This window comes from Falsiroseomonas sp. HC035 (assembly GCF_050563525.1).
Taxonomy (GTDB): Bacteria; Pseudomonadota; Alphaproteobacteria; order Acetobacterales; family Acetobacteraceae; genus Falsiroseomonas.
In genome coordinates this window covers 79,810-100,170 of sequence record NZ_JBNXUN010000014.1, presented here as the reverse complement: position 1 = coordinate 100,170, position 20,361 = coordinate 79,810, and the positions used below count along the sequence as shown (strand labels likewise).

24 protein-coding genes are annotated in these 20,361 nt (G+C 69.4%); 11 read left to right on the top strand and 13 right to left on the bottom strand.

Going from position 1 to position 20,361, the window contains the following annotated elements; translation table 11 throughout:
* Positions 1-78: 78 nt before the first annotated feature.
* A complete protein-coding gene (locus tag ACLF3G_RS23175; protein WP_430671776.1) occupies positions 79-960 on the top strand; it encodes a substrate-binding domain-containing protein in 882 nt (293 codons plus the stop codon).
* 3 nt (positions 961-963) lie between these two features.
* Here ACLF3G_RS23175 and ACLF3G_RS23170 read toward each other — a convergent pair whose 3' ends face one another.
* On the bottom strand, positions 964-1,827 hold the full coding sequence (locus ACLF3G_RS23170; RefSeq protein ID WP_430671775.1) for a TIGR01459 family HAD-type hydrolase: 864 nt from the start codon (positions 1,825-1,827) through the stop codon (positions 964-966).
* The gene (locus tag ACLF3G_RS23165) at positions 1,824-2,891 is read right to left on the bottom strand and encodes a quinone-dependent dihydroorotate dehydrogenase (RefSeq protein ID WP_430671774.1); all 1,068 of its coding nucleotides are present in this window, start codon (positions 2,889-2,891) and stop codon (positions 1,824-1,826) included. The genes ACLF3G_RS23170 and ACLF3G_RS23165 overlap by 4 nt, the downstream gene beginning before the upstream one ends.
* Before the next feature lie 102 nt (positions 2,892-2,993).
* On the opposite strand from ACLF3G_RS23165, the gene ACLF3G_RS23160 reads away from it, so the two are divergent.
* Positions 2,994-3,851: a DMT family transporter gene (locus ACLF3G_RS23160; RefSeq protein ID WP_430671773.1), complete on the top strand. Its 858-nt coding sequence runs from the start codon at positions 2,994-2,996 to the stop codon at positions 3,849-3,851.
* A 44-nt stretch (positions 3,852-3,895) separates the two neighbouring features.
* Here ACLF3G_RS23160 and ACLF3G_RS23155 read toward each other — a convergent pair whose 3' ends face one another.
* Both ACLF3G_RS23155 and ACLF3G_RS23150 read right to left on the bottom strand, forming a co-directional pair.
* The gene (locus ACLF3G_RS23155; protein ID WP_430671772.1) at positions 3,896-4,555 is read right to left on the bottom strand and encodes an MBL fold metallo-hydrolase; all 660 of its coding nucleotides are present in this window, start codon (positions 4,553-4,555) and stop codon (positions 3,896-3,898) included.
* Between the two features lie 86 nt (positions 4,556-4,641).
* The gene (locus ACLF3G_RS23150) at positions 4,642-5,964 is read right to left on the bottom strand and encodes a reverse transcriptase/maturase family protein (RefSeq protein ID WP_430671771.1); all 1,323 of its coding nucleotides are present in this window, start codon (positions 5,962-5,964) and stop codon (positions 4,642-4,644) included.
* A 179-nt stretch (positions 5,965-6,143) separates the two neighbouring features.
* Here ACLF3G_RS23150 and ACLF3G_RS23145 point away from each other — a divergent pair, with 179 nt between their 5' ends.
* Positions 6,144-6,278 (top strand): hypothetical protein, encoded by a 135-nt coding sequence (locus tag ACLF3G_RS23145; protein WP_430671770.1) that lies wholly within the window; start codon positions 6,144-6,146, stop codon positions 6,276-6,278.
* 138 nt (positions 6,279-6,416) lie between these two features.
* Here the strand turns inward: ACLF3G_RS23145 and ACLF3G_RS23140 are convergent, their stop codons facing one another.
* The 3 genes from ACLF3G_RS23140 to ACLF3G_RS23130 form a co-directional block, all read right to left on the bottom strand.
* Entirely contained in the window at positions 6,417-6,827 is a 411-nt protein-coding gene (locus ACLF3G_RS23140; RefSeq protein ID WP_430671769.1) for a BLUF domain-containing protein, read from the bottom strand.
* Positions 6,828-6,869: 42 nt separating this feature from the next.
* Complete coding sequence (mutL, locus tag ACLF3G_RS23135; protein WP_430671768.1) at positions 6,870-8,675, bottom strand: DNA mismatch repair endonuclease MutL; 1,806 nt, start codon at positions 8,673-8,675, stop codon at positions 6,870-6,872.
* Positions 8,676-8,823: 148 nt separating this feature from the next.
* Entirely contained in the window at positions 8,824-9,414 is a 591-nt protein-coding gene (locus ACLF3G_RS23130; RefSeq protein WP_430671767.1) for a YqgE/AlgH family protein, read from the bottom strand.
* 124 nt (positions 9,415-9,538) lie between these two features.
* Between ACLF3G_RS23130 and ACLF3G_RS23125 the strand changes: the two genes are divergently transcribed.
* The 7 genes from ACLF3G_RS23125 to ACLF3G_RS23095 all read left to right on the top strand — a co-directional run bounded on the left by ACLF3G_RS23125 (position 9,539) and on the right by ACLF3G_RS23095 (position 15,321).
* Entirely contained in the window at positions 9,539-10,024 is a 486-nt protein-coding gene (locus ACLF3G_RS23125) for a peroxiredoxin (RefSeq protein ID WP_430671766.1), read from the top strand.
* On the top strand, positions 10,024-10,293 hold the full coding sequence (locus ACLF3G_RS23120; RefSeq protein ID WP_430671765.1) for a hypothetical protein: 270 nt from the start codon (positions 10,024-10,026) through the stop codon (positions 10,291-10,293). Before ACLF3G_RS23125 ends, ACLF3G_RS23120 begins: the two co-directional genes overlap by 1 nt.
* A 42-nt stretch (positions 10,294-10,335) precedes the next feature.
* Positions 10,336-11,772 carry a M20/M25/M40 family metallo-hydrolase gene (locus ACLF3G_RS23115; RefSeq protein WP_430671764.1) on the top strand — a complete coding sequence of 479 codons (1,437 nt, stop codon included), beginning with the start codon at positions 10,336-10,338 and terminating at the stop codon, positions 11,770-11,772.
* A gap of 101 nt (positions 11,773-11,873) precedes the next feature.
* On the top strand, positions 11,874-12,449 hold the full coding sequence (locus ACLF3G_RS23110) for a GbsR/MarR family transcriptional regulator (RefSeq protein WP_430671763.1): 576 nt from the start codon (positions 11,874-11,876) through the stop codon (positions 12,447-12,449).
* A gap of 4 nt (positions 12,450-12,453) precedes the next feature.
* On the top strand, positions 12,454-13,836 hold the full coding sequence (locus ACLF3G_RS23105; RefSeq protein ID WP_430671762.1) for a cytochrome ubiquinol oxidase subunit I: 1,383 nt from the start codon (positions 12,454-12,456) through the stop codon (positions 13,834-13,836).
* Positions 13,833-14,846, top strand: coding sequence for a cytochrome d ubiquinol oxidase subunit II (locus tag ACLF3G_RS23100; protein ID WP_430671761.1), 1,014 nt, complete (start codon positions 13,833-13,835; stop codon positions 14,844-14,846). Before ACLF3G_RS23105 ends, ACLF3G_RS23100 begins: the two co-directional genes overlap by 4 nt.
* 10 nt (positions 14,847-14,856) lie before the next feature.
* Complete coding sequence (locus ACLF3G_RS23095) at positions 14,857-15,321, top strand: DUF427 domain-containing protein (protein WP_430671760.1); 465 nt, start codon at positions 14,857-14,859, stop codon at positions 15,319-15,321.
* 22 nt (positions 15,322-15,343) lie between these two features.
* Here ACLF3G_RS23095 and ACLF3G_RS23090 read toward each other — a convergent pair whose 3' ends face one another.
* From ACLF3G_RS23090 to ispH, 4 genes are all read right to left on the bottom strand, one after another.
* Positions 15,344-15,910, bottom strand: a complete 567-nt coding sequence (locus ACLF3G_RS23090; protein WP_430671759.1) for a DedA family protein — start codon at positions 15,908-15,910, stop codon at positions 15,344-15,346.
* A gap of 159 nt (positions 15,911-16,069) precedes the next feature.
* Positions 16,070-16,516 (bottom strand): ribonuclease HI, encoded by a 447-nt coding sequence (gene rnhA / locus ACLF3G_RS23085; protein WP_430671803.1) that lies wholly within the window; start codon positions 16,514-16,516, stop codon positions 16,070-16,072.
* 13 nt (positions 16,517-16,529) lie between these two features.
* Positions 16,530-17,504 carry a homoserine kinase gene (locus ACLF3G_RS23080; protein ID WP_430671758.1) on the bottom strand — a complete coding sequence of 325 codons (975 nt, stop codon included), beginning with the start codon at positions 17,502-17,504 and terminating at the stop codon, positions 16,530-16,532.
* 10 nt (positions 17,505-17,514) lie between these two features.
* Entirely contained in the window at positions 17,515-18,474 is a 960-nt protein-coding gene (gene ispH / locus ACLF3G_RS23075; RefSeq protein WP_430671757.1) for a 4-hydroxy-3-methylbut-2-enyl diphosphate reductase, read from the bottom strand.
* Positions 18,475-18,629: 155 nt separating this feature from the next.
* Here ispH and ACLF3G_RS23070 point away from each other — a divergent pair, with 155 nt between their 5' ends.
* Positions 18,630-19,184: a hypothetical protein gene (locus tag ACLF3G_RS23070; protein WP_430671756.1), complete on the top strand. Its 555-nt coding sequence runs from the start codon at positions 18,630-18,632 to the stop codon at positions 19,182-19,184.
* 1 nt (position 19,185) lies between these two features.
* Here ACLF3G_RS23070 and ACLF3G_RS23065 read toward each other — a convergent pair whose 3' ends face one another.
* Complete coding sequence (locus ACLF3G_RS23065; protein WP_430671755.1) at positions 19,186-19,794, bottom strand: glutathione S-transferase family protein; 609 nt, start codon at positions 19,792-19,794, stop codon at positions 19,186-19,188.
* A gap of 71 nt (positions 19,795-19,865) precedes the next feature.
* Positions 19,866-20,345 carry a GlcG/HbpS family heme-binding protein gene (locus ACLF3G_RS23060; RefSeq protein ID WP_430671754.1) on the bottom strand — a complete coding sequence of 160 codons (480 nt, stop codon included), beginning with the start codon at positions 20,343-20,345 and terminating at the stop codon, positions 19,866-19,868.
* Positions 20,346-20,361 lie beyond the last annotated feature (16 nt).

Here is a 20,361-nt window from a genome sequence, read left to right as displayed (position 1 = left end):
AACTGCGGATGGCAGCCACAGGGGTCAACCCGGCAAACCCTTGACGCAACGACACCATCTGCCGTTCCCTGCCGGCACATGCCGGATGTCCTGACCCTGCGCGAGGCGGCGGCCTATCTCCGGCTTTCGGAGCGATCGCTCTATGACCTGGCGCGGGCCCAGCGCCTGCCCTGCGTCCAGCTTGGCGGCAAGTGGCTGTTCCCCCGCGCGAAGCTGGAGCACTGGCTGGCGGCCCAGGCCGAGGGTCCGGCGGGCGAGCACCGCCCGGACCCGCCGCCGATCCTGGCCGGCAGCCACGACCCGCTGCTCGACTGGGCGGTGCGCCAATCCGGCTGCGGCCTGGCGCTGCGGGCGGGCGGCAGCCTGGAGGGGCTTGCGGCCCTGGCGGCCGGCCAGGCGATGGCCGCCGCGATGCATCTTCGTGACCCGGACACCGGCGCCTTCAACGAACCCGCGGTGCGGGAGGATCTGCCGGGCCGCCCTATGGTCGGCATCATCTGGGCCTGGCGCGCCCAGGGCCTGATCCTGCCGCCCGGCAACCCCCGCGGCCTGCATCGCATCGAGGATCTGGTCCAGCCGGGCCTGCGCGTCGCCGGTCGCCAGAAGCGCGCCGGCAGCCATGTCCTGCTGGTGCATCTGCTGGGCGAGTCCGGCATCCGCCTGGAACAGGTCGGCTTCCTGCCGACCCCGGCGCTGGCCGAGGACGAGGTGGCGGCCGCGGTGCAGGAAGGTCGTGCCGATGCCGGCTTCGGGATCGGCGCCGAGGCCACCGCCCGCGGCCTGGCCTTCGTGCCGCTGTTCCGGGAGCGCTTCGACCTGGTGATGGCGCGGCGGCACTATTTCGCGCCGCCGATGCAGCACTTGCTGCGGTTCGCCCGCCACCCGGAGTTCGCCGCCCGCGCCGGGCGCCTCGGCGGCTACCAAGTGGCGGAGAACGGCGCCGTCGCGTTCAGCCTGTAGCCGCTACCAGCGCAGCGCGGCCAGGGTGGCGACGGGGCGCACCCCCTCCGCCGCCGCTTCCGCCGCCAGGCGCTCCGGGTCCGGTGTCGCGCCATGGGCGTGCGCGGCCAGCCCGGTCAGCGCCCAGACCGCATCGATGCCTGCCGCCTGCGCGCCGGCCAGGTCCGTGTGCGGGCTGTCGCCGATGGCGACGATGCGGGACCGGTCGCTCAGGCCCAGCAGCTCCAGCACCGGTGGGTAGCAGGCCGGGTCGGGCTTGCCGATCTCGATCGCCATCGGCCCGCCCAGCGCCAAGTACAGGTCCGCCAGCGCCCCGGCGCACAGCACGCGCTGGTCCCCCACCATCACATGCCGGTCCGGATTGACGCAGACCATCGGCAGGTGGCGTGCGGCGCAGGCGGTCAGCGCGGCGCGATACGGCTCGATGTCGGTGTTGCCACGGGCCGGCTCCGGCCCCGTGTTCAGCACGAACTCCGCATCCTCCGCCCGGTCCACCAGCACCAGGCCGGTCTCCGCCGGCACGGACAGGTCGCGTTCCGGCCCGATATGCAGCGCCCGCGTGCCGAGTGCCGCGAAATCCGCCCGGTCCCGGTGCTTCAGGTGGCGCCAGGCCAACTCGCCCGAGGTCATGGTGCCGTCCCACAGCGCGCGGTCCAGCCCCATCCCGGTCAGCAGCGCATCGACCACGAAGGACCGGCGCGGCGCGTTGGACAGGAAGGCGATGCGCTTGCCGGCGGCCTTCAGCCGGCCCAGCGCATCGGCCACCCCGGGATAGGGCTGGCGGCCATCATGCACCACGCCCCACAGATCCAGGATGAAGCCGTCATAGCGCTCCGCCAGCGGGGCGACGCCGTCCAGCATCCTCATCGCACGTCGACTCCCACGGCCTCGGCCACATTGGCAAAACCCTCCCGCCGCAGCGCGGCGGCGAGGTCGCGCTTCAGGCGCGGAATCAGCGCCGGCCCGCCATAGGCGAAGGCGGCATACAGCTGCACCAGCGCGGCGCCGGCCTTGATCTTCTCCAGCGCCTCCGCCCCGGTCGAGACGCCGCCACAGCCGATCAGCACCAGGTCGCGCCCCCGCGCCAGCCCCGCCACGCGCCGCAGCAACTCCGTCGAGGCGGCGCGCAGCGGCGGGCCGGACAGGCCGCCGGCCTGCGCCTTCAAGGCCGATCGCAGCGGCGCCGGGCGGGCGATGGTGGTGTTGGAGACGATGAGCCCCTGGATGCCATGGGCGACGGCGGCCTCCACGATCGGCTCCACCGCCGCCGGCGAAAGGTCCGGCGCGATCTTCACCAGGATCGGCGGCCGTGGCCCCGTCAGCGCGGCACGGGCCTCCGCGACGGCGACCAGGATCTCCCGCAGCTGCGATTCGCCCTGCAGGTCGCGCAGGCCCGGCGTGTTGGGGGAGGAGACGTTGATGGCGACGTAGCCGGCATGCGGGGCCACGGCGGCATACAGCGCCGGATAATCCCGCAGCGGCGCCGCGCCATCCTTGTTGATGGCGATGTTCACGCCGAGCACGGCCGGGCGCTTCGCCGGCAGATGCGCCAGCCGGGCCAGGAAGGCGGGCAGGCCGGCATTGTTCATGCCCATGCGGTTGATCACCGCCCGGTCCTCCGCCAGCCGGAACAGGCGGGGCTTCGGATTGCCGATCTGCGGCTTCGGCGTGACGGAGCCGGCCTCCACGAAGCCGAAGCCCAGCCGCATCAGCGGCGCCAGCGCCACCGCCGACTTGTCGAAGCCGGCAGCCAGGCCGATCGGGTTGCGGAAATCGAGGCCCAGCGCGCGCGTCGCCAGCACCGGATCGTCGGCGGATCGGTCGGCGCCGGCCAGGCCGAAGCGCAGCGCGCGCAGCGCCAGGTCATGCGCGCGTTCGGGGTCCATGCCGCGCATCAGCGGCATCAGGACGGAGGCGAGTTGCGGGGTCATTGGACGCGGCTTTTGCACGGGATGCAGGCCGGTGGAAAGGTGTCCTGGTTGCAAGGCAGCCCGCCCACGGCCACAACCCCGCCGTTTCCAGGGGAGGATGATGTGCGCGGTCCCGCGCTGATGCTGGCCGGGATCGGCCTGTTCGGCCTGCTCGATGCCAACAGCAAGCTGCTGTCCGATGGCCATTCGGTCTGGCAGGTGTTGCTGGTGCGATTCGTGACGCTGCTGGTGGTGGTGCTGGCGATGCGCGCGCTGGTGCCGGGCTGGGGCGGGCCCCTGACCACGCGCTTCCCCCGGCTGCATGCGGCGCGCGCGCTGGTGATGCTCGGCAGCGCCATCTGCTTCTTCCAGGCCTTCAGCCGGCTGCCGCTGGCCGAGGGCTACCTGGTGTTCTTCACCTCCCCCTTCATCGTGCTGGCGCTGTCCGCGCTGTTCCTGCGGGAGGCGCCGGGCCGCGCCGCCTGGGGCTGGTGCGCGGTGGGTTTTTGCGGCGTGGCGGTGGGGCTGGCGCCGGGCTTGTCCGGCATGGCGGGGGGCGCGCCGGTGGCGGGGTATCTGTACGCGCTCGGCGGCACCTTCTGCTATTCGGCGGTCTTCACCCTGAACCGGCAGTTGCGCGGCGAGCCCGGCATCGCCCGCGTGCTGGTCTGGCCCTCCCTGCTCGGCCTGGCGGTGATGCTGCCGCTGGGGCTGGCCAACTGGTCCACGCCGAGCTTGCTGACCCTGGGGCAGATGGTGGGCAACGGGCTGATCGTCGGCCTCGCCACCGTGGCGCTGGCCGAGGCGTTCCGGCACGCCTCCGCCAGCCGGCTGGCGCCCTTCGGCTATTCCGGCCTGGTCTGGTCGCTGACCTGGGACTTCGCCTTCTGGAGCCGCGTGCCCGGCGCCGCGATGCTGGCCGGCGCCGCCGTGGTGGTCTTCGCCTGCATCATGAGCGAACGCGCCGCCGCCCGCTGGTAGCCCTCTCTCCCCACGAGGGGAGAGGGTTGGGTGCGGGGGTGGCCCTACCGCGGCAGGAAGGGATTGGTGCGCCGTTCCTCGCCGAAGGTGGAACCCGGGCCGTGGCCGCAGAGGAAGCGCATCTCGTCCCCCAGCGGTAGCAGCTTGGTGACGATGGCGTGGATCAGCGCCTCGTGGCCGCCATAGGGGAAGTCCGTGCGGCCGATGGAGCCGCGGAACAGCACATCCCCCACCACCGCGAAGCCGAGCGCCACATTGGTGAACACCACATGGCCGGGCGCATGGCCGGGGCAGTGCAGCACGCCGAACTCCTGGCCCGCGATGCGCACCGTCTCACCCTCCGTCAGCCAGCGATCCGGCGTGGCATTGGCGAGGTCCGGGATGCCGTATTGCCGCGCCTGGTCGGCGATGCCCGAGAGCAGGAAGGCATCGTCGCGATGCGGACCCTCGATGGGGACGGGCGCGGATTGCGCGGCGACCAGCGCATCCCGCAACGCCTCCGCCCCGCCGGCATGGTCCAGATGGCCATGGGTGAGCAGGATGTTGTCGATGGTGCAGCCGGCCTTGGCGATGGCGGCCAGGATGCGCGGCACATCGCCGCCCGGGTCGATGACCGTGCCGTGCAGGGTCTCGGCATCCCAGATCAGGGCGCAGTTCTGCTGGAAGGGGGTGACGGGGATTTGGGCGGCTTGGAGCTTGGACATGTGAGGAGAGGTGAAGGGGGAGGGAAGAAGAGTCAAATTTCGCTCGTACCGCGAGCTTAGTACTGTTTCAGCAATCGGGGTTGCGCCTATTCCTGAGAAGTTTGAGTTGACCGCAAAGCTTTCAGCTTCGCGATTTCCAGCGCCGCAGCCTTCTCGAGCCGCTTAACTTGATGCTTTATCTTCTGATTGGCAGCGAAGGACCCGCAGCTACGGCGGCCATAGGCTGAAAAATTTCGGATTGTCTTGAGGCCGTCCACTCGGTTCACCTTAACGCAAGTGAATCGTCTTGTAAGTTTCTTCAAGTAGACTTTTCGGCCTTTGCTGTCGGATTTCGATGAAAGGGCGATTTTCCGAGTTCGTTTGATGGCCTGGCGCATTTTGCGCCACTGCCGCGAAAGAGAGCTTTCCCGAATCGTGGCGCCCTGCTCAAGAAGATTGAAGCCTAAATATTGCGCTGCTTTTCCTGCGCGCGGCATTTCACTCTCGATATCAAAATGTGTTCTCTCGGTCTTCGATTCAGATAAATCAAGTTTCTCGCGAGATATGTATTCTTTGATGGCAACTTCAGCGGCGGCAGAATGCTCTGGAGAGCAGATTAGCAATATGTCATCTGAATAGCGACGGTACAGAGCGCCAAATTTTGCCGCTAAAGCAGCGGCAGCAGTGTCAAATTCAACCATGTAAAGATTCGACATCACGGCACTGATCGGCGTTCCTTGGGGAATGCCCCGGCGCCTGCCGTCGAGTAATTCAGGATTGATATGGATCTTGATTTTTTCTTCCTTAAGCTCCCGCAGGCTGCAGATCCTATCGCGGGTCCGATGCTTGAGACGCGCTCCGAATTTATTATGCGCTTTCAAAGCATCAATTTCAACAAAATGAAATCGTGTAATGGACTGGAAGACCTTGTACCAATCCTCTGGTATTTCTGAAACGCCAAGGAGGTTTTTTAGGCGGCTCTTTAAAAGAGCATGGTCAAGCGTGTCGAAGAAGCTAGAGACATCGAAAGCCAAAATTGAAGCTTGCCTAAGCTGGTGCGCAAATCGAAGCGCCTCCGCGGCAAAATCGTAGTTTGATAGTCCTATCCCACGATATGCTATTACGTTTCGGTTTAATCCCGACATTGAATAGTGATTCTCAAGTTTTTCCTCTAAAAGGTGACCATAGTAAGAAAAAATACAGGCATCCTTGTGAGATGCGTACTTTATCGGCCTCTCTTTCAGTACCACCGAACGGGGGCCTGAGGGAGTCAGCCTTTTATATCTTTTCTCTGTTTTTAGATAGTGAATCAGTGGAGAAAAAGAGTGGCTGGCAACGTAAGCTCCGTCCATCGCCTTTTCCGCGAAGTCGACGCTGATCGGTCGATCGAAGTGGCGATATCCGCGAGGCTTGAACCATTCAGTTGCCACGTACGCCCCCACTCGCAAAGTCCGGGGGACTAGCCCTGACCCTGAGCCCCGGAGCTACCCGGACGTCCCCCGAACGCACGCCACCATCTGCTAGAACAGGATTGGCCATTGAACCAATTGCATCCAGCACGGGTCTCAAAAACGCGAGGTGGTATAGTGTAACCGTGGAGGTCCGAGCGATGCTCAGTGTCTCATTCGACATGGTGGCGGTGGCGGCGATGCTGGCCAGCATCGTCGTCGCCGGCAACCTGATCGAGGTTGACCGTTCCAACAGTTTTACCGCTCGGCCAATTCCGGCAGCCAGATGGAGATGAGCAACAAGCAGGCATTGTTCAAGTTATACGATGCGGTTGTGGGTAATTTTGTTCCGCAACCTTCGCGTGTGCCTTCCTGGTGACGATCAAACCTGAGCTTCGGTCGAACGGCGCCAACAGGTCTGCCTACTTGTTTAGCTACCCTACCTCCCCCGCCACCCGCTCAAACACCCCCCGCGCCTCCGCCGCCGAGGCGCGCGTCACCGCCCCGCCCCGCACATCTTCCCGGCTCCACATCCAGCTCCGCGCCGGGTCGTCCAGCATGTCCCAGTTCGGAAAAAGCCGCGCCGGCGCGTCGCCGACCCACACCAGCGAGACCTCCAAATGCCGGTCATCCCGCAGGATGCGGCCGAAGGTGGCGGTCACCTTGCTGCGCTCGCCTTCCAGCATCTGCATGAACAGGTCGGCGCGGCAGATCAGCGCGCCGGTCAGCCCGTCCCGCTTGTTGTTGCGCCGGGCGGCCATCAGGATGTCGTCCAGCATCTCCCCGGTGAAGCCGAAGGGGCGGGAGGTGTAGATCAACTGCATCATCGGTGTGTTCTGGGGCATCTTCGGCGCGTCCATTCCGGGTTGGCGCCATCCTGCCCTGGTTCAGCGCCGGCCGAACAGCCTCTCCAGCTCCGCCTTGCCGAAGCGCAGCACGGTGGGGCGGCCGTGGGAACAGGTGGCGGCGCGCGGCGTCGCCTCCATCTGGCGCAGCAGCGCCGCCATCTCCGCGGACCCGAGCCGCCGCCCGGCACGGATGGAGCCATGGCAGGCCAGCCGCGCCACCGCCGCATCCAGCCGCGCCTCCAGCGCCAGCGCCTCGTCCATCTCGGCGAGTTCCTCGGCCAGGTCACGCAGCAGCGGCGCCGGGTCGGGCGCGCCGAGCAGCGCCGGCATGGCGCGCACCAGCACCGCGCCGGGGCCGAACCCCTCGATCTCCAGACCGAGCCGCGCCAGCGCCGCCACCTGGTCCAGCAGCCGCGCCGCATCGGCCGCCGGCATCTCCACCACCGCCGGCAGCAGCAGCGGCTGGGCGCGGACGCCGCCTTCCACCAACTGCGCCCGCAGCGCCTCATGCGTCAGCCGTTCATGCGCCGCATGCTGGTCCACCAGCACCAGCGACCCATCCGCCGCCTCCGCCAGCACATAGGTCTCCAGGATTTGGCCCAGCGGCCGGCCGAGCGGGCCATCCTGCGGGAAGTCGGGCAGGGGGGCCGGCAGCGGCGCGGCGGCGAAGCCCAGCGGCAGAGAAGGCCCGCGCGGCCGCTGCGGCAGCGGGCCGGAGGGCGGTCGCCAGCCGGGGAAGATGCCGGGCGGCGCGGCCTCGGCGAAACCGGGCGGCGCCGCGAAGGCCCCGGCGCCGAGGTCGTCCGGCGCCGCCCCGGGCGCGCCCACCGCCACGGCGCGGCGCAGCGCGGAAATCATCAGCCCGCGCACCGCCTCCGCATTGCGGAAGCGCAGCTCGGACTTCATCGGGTGGACGTTCACGTCCACGGTCTCCGGCGGCACCTCCAGGAACAGCGCCGCGGCCGGGAAGCGCTTCGCCGGCACCAGGTCGCGATAGGCGACGCGCAGCGCCGTGCGCAGCAGCGGGTCGCGCACCGGGCGGCGATTCACCACCAAATGTTGCGCGGCGGAGGTCGCGTGGTGATGCGTCGGCAGCCCGGCGAGGCCGGACAGGCTCGCGCCGTCGCGGGAGGCCTCCACCGGCACCGCCGCGGCGGCGAAATCCGGCCCGAGCAGGCCGGCGATGCGCGCCGCGCGGTCGGCGGGGGGCAGGGACAGCGCGACGCGGCCCTCGACCTCGACCCGGAAGGCCACTTCGGGCCAGGCCATGGCGAGGCGCCGCACCGCCTCCACCGCCTGTTCCGCCTCGTGGCGGGGGCTGCGCAGGAAGGCACGGCGGGCCGGGGTGGCGAAGAACAGGTCGCGCACCTCCACGCGCGTGCCGGGCGCGCCGGCGGCCGGCGCCACATCGCCCTTGCGGCCGCCCTCCACCTGGATCGCATGCGCCGCCGCGCCCGCGGTGCGGGAGGTGAGGGTGAGGCGGGAGACCGCGCCGATGGAGGGCAGCGCCTCCCCCCGGAAGCCCAGCGTCGCGATGCGAAACAGCATCGCCTCCTCCGCCAGCTTGGAGGTGGCGTGGCGATCCATCGCGAGGCTCAGGTCCGCGGCGTCCATGCCGTGGCCGTCATCCTCCACCAGGATGCGGCCGATGCCGCCGTCCTCCAGCGTCACGGAAATGCGGGTGGCGCCGGCATCCAGCGCGTTCTCCACCAGCTCCTTCACCGCCGCGGCCGGGCGTTCGACCACCTCGCCGGCGGCGATGCGGTTGGCGGTGGTCTCGGACAGCAGGCGAATCCGGGGCGCCATGCCGCTGGTGTGCGGCGCCCCCCGCGGGAAGTCCAGCATCAGTCCACAATCAGTGCTGGCGGCCCGCTCTCGGGCGGGCCGAGGCCGCGAAGGCGGCCCGCGCCCAGACCAGCCGAGCCAGCGGACCTGTCAGTGCAAGGCGCGAAGGCAAGCGCGCGGAGCGCGCGCCCGCCATCTGAGGGCAAAATCACGCATGTCCGGCGCTGCCGGACAATGCCGAGGGGTCGATGCCGAGCTTGGCCATCGCGGCCCGCCACAGCTGGTCCGGCTGTTCGGCGAACAGCAGATCCTCATCCGCCGGCACCGACAGCCAGGCGTTCTGCTGCAATTCATTGTCGAGCTGCCCCGGACCCCAGCCGGCATAGCCCAGCGCCAGCAGGCCCGCGCGCGGACCGCCGCCGCTGGCGATGGCCTTCAGGATCTCGACGCTGGCTGTCAGCGCCAGGCCCGGCTGCACCGTCAGGCTGCCCTCCGTCTCCCAATCCGCGGTGTGCAGCACGAAGCCGCGGCCGCCTTCCACCGGGCCGCCCTGCGTCAGGCGGATGCGGCGTGCCGGCGGCACCGGGTCCAGGCCGAGCTGGCCGAGCAGTTCATCGAAGGACAAATTGTCCAGCGGCTGGTTCAGCACCAGCCCCATCGCACCCTCGGGCGAATGCGCGCAGAGGCAGATCACGGTGCGGGTGAAGCGCGGGTCGGCCATGCCCGGCATCGCGACCAGCAGCTGGCCGGTCAGGTAGCCTTCGGCGTCGGTCGGTGAGTTGGGATCGCGGCTTGCCATGATGCGCCAATACATGGCGCTGGCCGGGCGGCGTCGCAAGCGCGCCCGCCCCTTGCGGAGGGACGTCGCATGGACGCGGAGGTGCATCTTGATCTAATCAGGGCAAGGATTCAGGAGACCGCGTATGACCATCAAGCCAGGCGACAGCATCCCGGCCGCCACCCTCATGCAGGCCACCGCGGAAGGACCGAAGGAGGTCTCGACCGAGGCGCTGTTCAAGGGCAAGACCGTGGTGCTGTTCGGCGTCCCCGGCGCCTTCACGCCGACCTGCTCCGCGAAGCACCTGCCGGGCTTCGTGACCCAGGCGGATGCGCTGCGCGCCAAGGGCGTGGACACCATTGCCTGCATGTCGGTCAACGATGCCTTCGTGATGGGCGCCTGGGCCAAGGACCAGGGCATCACCGACCAGGTGGTGATGCTGGCCGATGGCTCCGCCGCCTTCACCAAGGCGCTCGGCCTGGAATTCGACCTGACCGCGCGTGGCCTCGGCGTCCGCAGCCAGCGTTTCGTGCTGGTGGCGAAGGACGGCAAGGTTTCGCATGTGGCGGTGGAGGCGCCGGGCGCCTTCGAGGTCTCCAAGGCCGAAGCGGTGCTGGCCCACCTGTCGTGATGAACCCGGGCGCCTACGCGCTGTTCGCCTGGCAGGCGGGCTGGGTCTTCACGCTGCGCAGCATGCAGCTTGGCACCGACCCGGTCGGCGCCACCGCTGCGCTGGCCGAGATGGTGGCGGAGAAGCAGAAGGCTTTCACCGATGGCGCCTTCGCCGCCAGCCGTGCCGTGATGAATGGCGCCCGGATGGATGTCGTGGCAGAGGCGGCGCTGCGCCCGGCCCGTCGCCGCGTCTCCGCCAACATGCGGGCGCTGAACCGCAAGCCGTAGAAACCGCCGCGGATCGGCCGCCGCGATGCGAAGGGGGCCGGCATGACAGCGCATGATCGCGTTCAGGGGCTCATCGCCGAGCGGCTTCCGCAGCACCTGGACCTGCTGCGCGACTACATGGCGATCCCGAGCACGCTCGGCGATGCCGCGGGCGTCCGGCGCGCGGCCGAGTTCCTGGCGGCGCAGTATCGCGCGCTCGGCTGCCAGGTCGCGGAGGTGGTGGAAACGCCGAGCCTGCCGGCGGTCTGGGCCAGCTACGATGCCGGCGCGGCGCGGACCCTCGCCGTCTATGGCTACCTCGACACCAACGGCCTCGGCAGTGGCTGGACGGTCGAACCCTACCAGGGGGTGGTGGCGGCGCATCCGGCCTTCCCGCGCGTGCTGTATGGCCGGGGCGCGGCCAGCAAGGGCGGCGCGCTGGCCTTCCTGCAGGCGCTGCGCGCCATCCGCGATGCGGAGGGCGAATTACCGATCAACCTACTGTTCCTGATCGAGGGGGAGGAGTTCCTCGGAAGCCCCTTCATGCCGGACCTGATCAAGCGCTATGAACCCCAGCTGGCGCGTGCCGATGCAGTGATCTGGCCCGGTCCCAGCCAGGCGGCGAATGGCGACGTGGCGCTGTTCCTCGGCAACAAGGGCCTGCTGAAGCTCGAGATCACCTGTTCCTCGGCATCCTGGGGGCGCGGGCCAATGGGCGCGGCGGCGCATTCCTCGACCCAGGGCGTGCTGGACTCGCCGACCTGGCGCCTGGTCCACGCGCTGGCCACGCTCTACGACCCGAAGACCGGGCGCATCCTGGTGGACGGCTTCACCGAGGGGCTGAGCCCGCCGACGCCGGAGGAGGACGCGCTGCTCGACCAGCTGGCCGCGCTCTACCGGGGGCGGGAAGCCTCGGCGGTTCCTGGCATCGGCCCACGCGCAACCGTGTCGCGCTTCCTCGGTGATGCGGAGGGGCGCGAGGTATTCCGCCGCTACTGCTTCGAGCCGACCATGAACATCGATGGGCTGGCGGCCGGCATGACGGGTCCAGGCACCCCCGCCTGGACGCTGCCGGAGGTCGCGCGCTGCACCATCGATCATCGACTGCCGCCGGACATCGACCCGGATGCCTGCCTCGCCCGGATCCGCAGCCACTTGGATCGCCAGGGCTACCCGGATATCGGGCTGCGGGTCCTGGGCGCCGTCGGGTCCCAGAAGCTTCCGGTCGAGCATGACCTGGTGCGCGCGGCGCGCGCGGCGCTGTCTCGCCGGGGTATCGAACCCACCATCTGGCCCTGCCGCGGCACCAGCGGCCCGACCGGGCATTTCAGCGCCATCCTGGGCAAGGGCGTGCTCGGCGCCACGGGCCTGGGCTATGCGAGCGGGCATTCCGGCCCTGACGAATTCCTGGTCATCGAGGGCGATGGACGGGTCGGTGGGCTCACGGAACTGGTGGGGTCCCTGGCCGACCTGGTGCTGGACTACGCCAGCGGGGCCTGACGGCGGGCGCCGCTCCGCGCCAGCACGACGGCTGAATGTGGACGACTTGAAACGTTCGCGGGTTTCCCCATTTCAGAAATTACTGAAACTCCGGGAACGACATGAACCTCCCTCCGCTCGTCCAGGCCTTCGTGCTGCATTTCGGTGAGATGGGCAGCCGCTGGGGCATCAATCGCACCGTCGGGCAGATCTACGCCCTGCTGTACGTCTCGCCGGAGCCGCTGAATGCGGAGCAGATCGTCGACGCGCTCGGCGTCTCACGCTCCAACGTCTCGATGGGGCTGAAGGAGCTCCAGGCCTGGAACCTGGCGATCCCGAAGCACATCCCGGACGACAGGCGCGACCATTTCACCACGCCCGACGACGTCTGGCAGATCCTTCGCACCCTGGCCGAGGAGCGCAAGAAGCGGGAGGTCGATCCGACCCTGTCGGTGCTGCGCGAACTGCTGATGCAGACCCCCGGCAGCGCGGAGGAACGCCACGCCCAGGCGCGGATGGCGGAGATGCACGGGCTGATCGAACAGCTCACCACCTGGTACGACGACGTCAAGCGTCTCGAAACCGAAAGGCTTGCATCGCTCCTGGCGCTCGGCGCCCGCGTGACCAGATTGCTCGAAGCGAAGGACAAGGTGGTGGGCCTGGTTCGCGGCCGACCCAACGCAAGCCGGGAGGCCTGAGTCGATGGATCCGATCCTGCTGGCGCGCATCCAGTTCGCCGCCAACATCTCCTTCCACATCCTGTTCCCCACCATCACCATCGCGCTCGGCTGGGTGCTGCTGTTCTTCAAGGTTCGCTACGCGCGCACCCGCGATGAAGCCTGGATGGATGCCTACCGCTTCTGGGTGAAGGTCTTTGCGCTTTCCTTTGCGCTGGGGGTGGTCTCGGGGATCACCATGTCATTCCAGTTCGGCACCAACTGGCCCGGCTTCATGGAGAGGGTGGGCAACATCGCCGGCCCGCTGCTGGCCTATGAGGTGCTGACGGCCTTCTTCCTGGAGGCCACCTTCCTGTCGATCATGCTGTTCGGCTTCAAGCGCGTGCCGGGCTGGATGCACACCGGCGCGACTTTCCTGGTGGCCTTCGGCACCACCATGTCCGCCTTCTGGATCCTGGTGCTGAATTCGTGGATGCACACCCCGGCGGGCTTCGAGATGCGCGACGGCGTGGCGCATGCGACGGACTGGTTCGCCATCATCTTCAACCCCTCCATGCCCTACCGCTTCTCGCACATGCTGACGGCGAGCGGGCTGACCGTCGCCTTCCTGGTCGCCGGCATCTCCGCCTGGCGCTGGCTGCGTGGCGACCGGGCGGAGGGTGTGCGCAAGGCGCTGCGCACCGGCATCGTGATGGCTGCGGTGCTGGCACCGCTGCAGGCGCTGCTGGGCGACCTGCACGGGCTGAACACGCTGGAACACCAGCCTGCCAAGGTCGCGGCGATGGAGGGCAACTGGGAAACCCGCGGCAACGTGCCGCTGGTGCTGTTCGCCATCCCGGACGAGCAGGCCCGCGAGAACCGCTTCGAGATCGCGATCCCGAACGGCGCCAGCCTGATCCTGAAGCACGAGGCGGCCGGCGTGGTGCCCGGGCTGAACGATTTCCGCGGCGAGCATCCGCCCGTCGCGCCGGTGTTCTTCGCCTTCCGTATCATGGTGGGCATCGGCCTGCTGATGATCGCCATGGGCTGGGCCGGGGCCTGGTACCTGTGGCGCCGCGGCGCCCTGCCGCGGCCGCTGCTGTGGGGTTTCGCGCTGATGAGCTTCGGCGGCTGGGTCGCGACGCTCGCCGGCTGGTACGTCACCGAGATCGGCCGTCAGCCCTGGCTGGTGACCGGCGTGCTGAACACCGCCCAGGCCGCCGGGCCGCTGCCGGCATCCAGCATCGGCACCACGCTGGCGATGTACCTGGTGCTCTATGGGCTGCTGCTGGTCGCCTACATCACCACGATCTTCCGCCTGGCCCGTGCCGGCCGCGTGGCGGAGAAGGTGGAGGGCGCGATGATGAAGCCGGGCAGCGCGCCGGGCGACACGGCTCAGGATAAGATGGTGCAGGGAACGCCGGCATGACCCCCTTCCTGCCCGGCGATTGGCTGCCGCTGATCTTCGCGGTGCTGATGGCGGTGGCCATCCTCGCCTATGTCGTGCTCGATGGGTTCGACCTCGGCGTCGGCATCCTGCTGGAAACGGCGGCGGAGGAGTCCGAGCGCGACCGGATGATCGCCGCGATCGGCCCGTTCTGGGATGCCAACGAGACCTGGCTGGTGCTCGGCGTTGGCCTGCTGCTGGTGGCTTTTCCGGTGGCTCACGGCATCATCCTGACAGCGCTGTACATGCCGGTCGCCATCATGCTGGTGGCGCTGACGCTGCGCGGCGTCGCCTTCGAGTTTCGCGCCAAGGCCCGCGACACCGCGCATAAGCGGCGCTGGGACCGCTGGTTCTTCGTGGGCTCCCTGGTCTCGGCGCTGGCGCAGGGCTGGATGCTGGGGCGCTACGTGCTTGGCTTCGCCGAGGGCTGGGCCGCAACCGGCTTTGCGGTGATGGCCGCGATCGGGCTCGCCATCGCCTACGCCTTCATCGGCGCCTGCTGGCTGGTCTGGCGGACGGAAGGTGCGTTGCAGGCGCACGCCATCACCTGGGCGCAGCGCACGCTGTGGCCGGTGGCGCTCGGCATCCTGCTGGTTTCGGCGGTGACGCCGCTGGTCTCGGCCCGCATCGCCGCGCGGTGGTTCGACTGGCCGGGCATCCTGATGCTGGCGCCGATGCCGTTGCTGACGGCGGCGCTGCTGTACGGCCTGTACCGGCTGCTGGCGCGCATGCCGCTGCGCGAGGATGCCTGGCACCAGCTTCCCTTCTGCGGCGCCACAGCGCTGTTCGTGCTGTTCTTCGCCGGCCTCGCCTGGTCCTTCTTCCCCTATGTCGTGCCGGAACGCATGACCATCTGGGAGAGCGCCAGCGCGCCCGAAAGCCTGTCCATCATCCTGGCCGGGGCCGCCTTCGTGCTGCCGATCATCGTGCTGTATACCGTGTTTGCCTGGCGCGTCTTCGGCGGCAAGGCGCGCGACCTGACCTATTACTGAGGATCCCTGGATGCCCGAGCGCGTCGCCGACTACCCGCGTCCGCCGCGGCTGGAGCCGAATTCGCGGCTGGTCCGCATCCGCCTGGGCGGCGAGTGGGTGGCGGAGACGCGCGCCGCGTTCCGGGTGCTGGAGACCTTCCACCCGCCAAGCTGGTACCTGCCGCCAGAGGCCTTCCGCCCCGGCGTGCTGAGCCCGGCGGCGGGGTCCAGCTTCTGCGAGTGGAAGGGCGCTGCGCGGTACTGGGACCTCGCCTGGAACGGCCGGACCGCGCCGCGCGCCGGTTGGAGCTACCCTTCGCCGACATCCGGCTTCGCCGCGATCCGCGATCATGTCGCCGTCTATGCCGGGCTGATGGAGGAATGCCGGGTGGATGAGGAGGTGGTTCAGCCGCAGCCCGGCGGGTTCTACGGCGGTTGGATCACCTCGGAGCTGGTCGGGCCGTTCAAGGGCGGGCCCGGGACTTTGGGGTGGTAGCCTGGGGACTGGTGAACCGCGCTCAGGCCGGTAGCGCCCGTCGCGCGGCCCTGCGGCGCAGCAGGTTGCGTGCCACCAGCAGGCCGAGCAGGGTGAAGACCACGGCACAGATCAGGTAGAACAGCCTTTCCGTCCCGAGCCAGCTGCCGAGGAACCAGCCCGCCGCCACGAAGCTGCTGGCCCAGACGCCGGCGCCGATGAAGTTCAGGATGGCGAAGCGGCGATACTCCATCCCCGCCAGGCCGCAGGCGGCGGCGGCGACGTTGCGGATGCCGTACAGGAAGCGGAAGCCCAGCACGAACAGCGTGCCGTGCCGGTGCAGCATCTCGGTCGCCCGTGCGGCGTTGCGCTGGCAGCGCGGGAAACGCGCCAGCGCGCCTGGTCCGTAGCGACGGCCGATAAAGAACCAGGTCTGGTCTCCGGCGAAGGACCCGCCCCAGACCACGACCATCAGCAGCCAGGGGTCGATCCCGCCGGCCGCGGCACCCACCGCGGCGGCGGCCAGGACAAATGTCTCGCCCTCGAAGAAGGCCCAGAGCGCCGCGATGGCATAGGCGTAGCCGCCCCACTCCGCCCAAAGCTCAGCCACCGGCGGCAGCCGAAGCCGGTGGCTCAGGGTTCAGGGTGAGGGCGATGGCAATCTCGGACATCGGGAGCGTTCCCAGCTTCTGGGCGCAGGATGCCATAAATGTGATGGATGAACATCCTCTGATTCAAATCGGTCGCGGCAGGGCGTCGTCGCGCATCATCAGGAGCCCAACCCCTCCCGCGCCTGGGTCGCCAGTACATCCGCTCGCTCGTTCATCACGTCGCCCGCATGCCCGCGCACCCAGCGCCAATCCACTTCATGCGGCTTCGCCGCCGCCAGCAGGCGCTGCCAGAGGGGAAAATTGGCGACAGGCTGCTTCGCGGCGTTGCGCCAGTTGTTGCGGACCCAGCCCTTGATCCAGCGCTCCATCCCGTTGCGGACGTATTCGCTATCCGTGTGCAGCACGACGCGGCAAGGCTTCTTCAGGGCTTCCAGCGCGGCGCAGGCGGCGGTCAACTCCATGCGGTTGTTGGTGGTGGCGGGGTCGGCGCCGGACATTTCCTTCTCCAGCGCCCCGAAGCGCAGGATCGCCGCCCACCCGCCCGGGCCCGGGTTCGGCTTGCAGCCGCCATCGGTCCAGATCTCGACCAGCGGCCGATCATCCAGACTTGTGGCGTGATCAGGCTCCGATGGCACCGGCCGTCTCCACCTGCGCGAAGAAGCGCAGTTTCCTCAGGTATTCCAGGGGGTCCTTCCGGGTCACCAGCGCATCCGCCGGCGTGTGGGTCCAGTCGAACAGGCGGGTCAGCAGGAAGCGCAGCGCGGCGCCGCGGCACAGCACGGGCAGCGCCGCGGCCTCGGCCGGGTCCAGCGGCCGGATGGTCTGGTAGGCGGCCAGCATGGCGCGTGCCTTGGTCAGGTTGAAGCCGCCATCCGGCTCGAAGCACCAGGCGTTCAGGCAGACGGCGATGTCGTAGGCCAGCAGGTCGGTGCAGGCGAAGTAGAAGTCGATCACGCCGGAAACGCGGGGGCGGCCTTCCGCATCCGGCAGGAAGAACACGTTGTCCGGGAACAGGTCGGCGTGGATCTGCCCGACCGGCAGCGCGCCCGGCCATGCGGCCAGGATCGCCGCGTGCTGCGCCTCCAGCTGCGCCATCAGCCCCGGCTGCACCTCGTCGCCACGAGACCGGCAGGCCTCCAGCAGCGGCGCCCAGCCGGCCGGCCCCAGCGCGTTCGGACGGCGCCCCACGAAATCCGCCCCCGCCGCATGCAGCCGCGCCAGCGCCAGGCCGAGCGGGGCCATGTGCTCCGGCCGCACCCGGCGCGGCCAGACGCCTTCAAGGAAGGTGCAGATCGCCGCCGGCCGGCCCGCCAGGTCGCGCAGCGCCTGCCCGTCCCGCCCGCGCACCGGCGTGGGGCACGCCAGGCCACGCGCGGCCAGGTGTTCCATCAGCCCGAGGAAATAGGGCAGCTCCGCCCGGTCGACGCGCTTCTCGTACAGCGTCAGCACGAAGTCGCCGCCCGTGGTGCGCAGGGCGTAGTTGGAATTCTCCACGCCTTCCGCGATGCCACGGAAGGCGATCAATCCACCGATGTCATAATCGCCCAGGAAGGCGCGCAGCGCCTCGTCCGAGACTTCCGTATAGACCGCCATGAAGCTGGATCTATTCGGCGGCGAGGCCGGGCGGCAGGCGGAACACGACCTTCTCCTCGGCCACCACCACCTCCTCCACCGCCAGGTCGAAGCGGGTGGCGAGGCGGGCCAACACTTCCTCCACCAGCACCTCCGGCGCGCTGGCGCCGGCTGTGAGCCCGATGGTGGTGCAGCCATCGGCGATGGCGGGGTCCAGCGAGGACCCGCGCTGCACCAGCAGGGACCGCGCCGCGCCGGCACGCTGCGCAACCTCCGCCAGCCGCACCGAATTGCTGGAATTCGGCGCACCGACCACGATCACCAGCTCCGCCCCCCGCGCCGCGATGGCCTTCACGGCGGCCTGGCGGTTGGTGGTGGCGTAGCAGATATCCTCCTTCGCCGGCGCCGCGATACCGGGGAAGCGGCGGGCCAGGATGGCGACGATGCCGGCGGTGTCATCCACCGAGAGTGTGGTCTGCGTGGTGAATGCCAGCGGCTTGTCGCCGGGCGGGACCACGATCTCCGCCTGTGCCGCATCCTCCACCAGCGTCACGGCGCCGGGCGGCAGTTGCCCCATGGTGCCGATGACCTCCGGGTGGCCGGCATGGCCGATCAGCAGGATGTGGCGCCCGCGGGCGTGGTGACGCTCGGCTTCCCGGTGCACCTTGCTGACCAGCGGGCAGGTCGCATCGAGGGCGAACATCTTCCGGGACGCGGCTTCCTGCGGCACCGCCTTGGGCACGCCATGCGCGGAAAACACCACGGGCCGGCCATCGTCCGGAATCTCCGAAAGCTCCTCGACGAAGACGGCGCCCTGGCGTTCCAGGCTTTCCACCACGAAGCGGTTGTGGACAATTTCATGCCGTACATAGACTGGCGCACCGTGGCGGCGCAGCGCCTCCTCGACGATCTTGATCGCGCGGTCGACGCCGGCACAGAAGCCGCGCGGGCCTGCGAGCAGCACGTTCAGCCGGGGCTTGGTCTCGGGCATCGTGGTCCTTGGCGGCTGGGACCCGGGGGTGGGCCGGGGGGCGGATACGGCATGGCGGGGATGGTCGGACGGCGCCGGCGATGCGATAGACGCGACCTGCGCATTCGGCCGGTATCCTAACGCCCGGCGCCGCGCGTTCAATGGGGGAGGGTGGCATGGCGCGCATCAACCGGTCATCTGGCCTGCTGGCGGGGCTGCTGCTGCTGTCCGGCTGCGGCGCCCTGACCACCCCTGTCGACAACAGCCAGGCGCCATGCCCCCGCATTGCCATCCTGGCGGATGGCGCGGACCTGACCCGCTTCCGCCCCGGCGCCGGGCGTGGCGACCTGACGGCGATGGTGGCCGATGCCCGCATCGCTGGCTTCGACGCCACCTGCGACTACGCCGACCGCGCCCGTACCACGCTGAACGTGCGCGTCACCCCGCGCTTCGATTCGGAACGTGGCCCCGCCGCGGAAGGTCGCACGCTGGACCTGCCCTGGTTCGTCGCCCTGACCGATGCCGCCGATAGCGCCGTGCTGGACCGCCAGGCCTTCGTCACGCGCGTGGCCTTTGGCCCCAACGTCGCCCGCAGCAACGCCACCGGCCAGACGGCCCGGCTCGCCCTGCCGCTGGGCGAGGGGCGCAGCGCGGCCAGCTACACCGTCCGCCTCAGCCTGCAACTGACGCCGGAAGAACTGGCGCTGAACCGGACGCGCGGGCCGCGCTGAATCAGCCTTCCCGCTGCTTCCGTGCCGCCAGCGCGGCGGGACGGGTGAGGCAGGCATCGAGCCAGGCCTTCACGCGTGGGCAGGGGCTGAAGTCGAAGCCGTTCATCGCCGCGCCGTACAGCACGCTGGCCAGGTTGCAATCCGCCATGGTGAAGGCGGCGCCCAGCAGCCAGGGGCCGCCGGCGGCCAAGTGCGCCTCCAGCACCTGCAGCCGCGCCGCCAGGGCCTCCGCTCCGGCGGCGGCCTGCGCCGGGTCGCGCTGGTCGGCCGGGCGGATGAAGGTATTGTAGGCCCATTGCATGGCGGCCGGTTCGGCCTCGGTCGCCGCCCAAAGCGTCCATTGCAGGACGCGGGAGGCGTCGTCGCCGGCCGGCATCAGCGGCGGGCCGGCCTTGGCACCCAGATGCAGGTTGATCGCCAGGCTCTCGAACAGCAGCAGCCCGCCATCCTCCAGCGCCGGGATCTTGCCGTTCGGGTTGATGCCGGCCATCGCCGCCTTCAGCCCGGGGCCGAAGCCGGTCGGCACCACCTCATAGGCCAACCCGGCTTCTTCCGCCGCCCAGATGCAGCGGAAGGCGCGCGAGCGCGCGATGCCATGGATTCGCAGCATATTATCCCGAGTCTCTTGCGGTTGCTGAGCGATCCTTGCCCGGCATCCCGCAAGACGCAATCAGACCTCGATCAGGCCGCGTCGCCGGTATCCGCCGTGAGGCCCGCCGCCTGGATGCCGGCGACGGCGCAGACCTCGTCCTTGTCCGACGCATCGCCGGAAACGCCGACCGCGCCGAGCACCGCGCCATCCACTGCCCGCACCAGCACGCCGCCCGGCACCGGTACGGCGCGGCCACCGGCGAGGTCCGACAGCGCGTTCATGAAGCCCGGCATGGATTGGCTGCGCCGCGCCAGCTCCCGCGATCCGAAGCCGAGCGCCATGGCGCCGAAGGCCTTGCCCCAGGCGATGTCCGGCCGCAGCAGGCTGCTGCCATCCTCCTTCAGCGCCGCCTTCAACTGGCCGCCGGCATCCAGCACCACCACCGTCAGCGGCGCCAGGCCCAACTCGCGGCCCTTGGCCAGTGTGGCATCGAGGATCTGGCGCGCGGCGGCGGTGGTGATGCCGTGCTGGAAGCCGCCAGGGGGGGAATGGGGTGCGGCGTGGGTCATGAACTGTCTCCGGTGA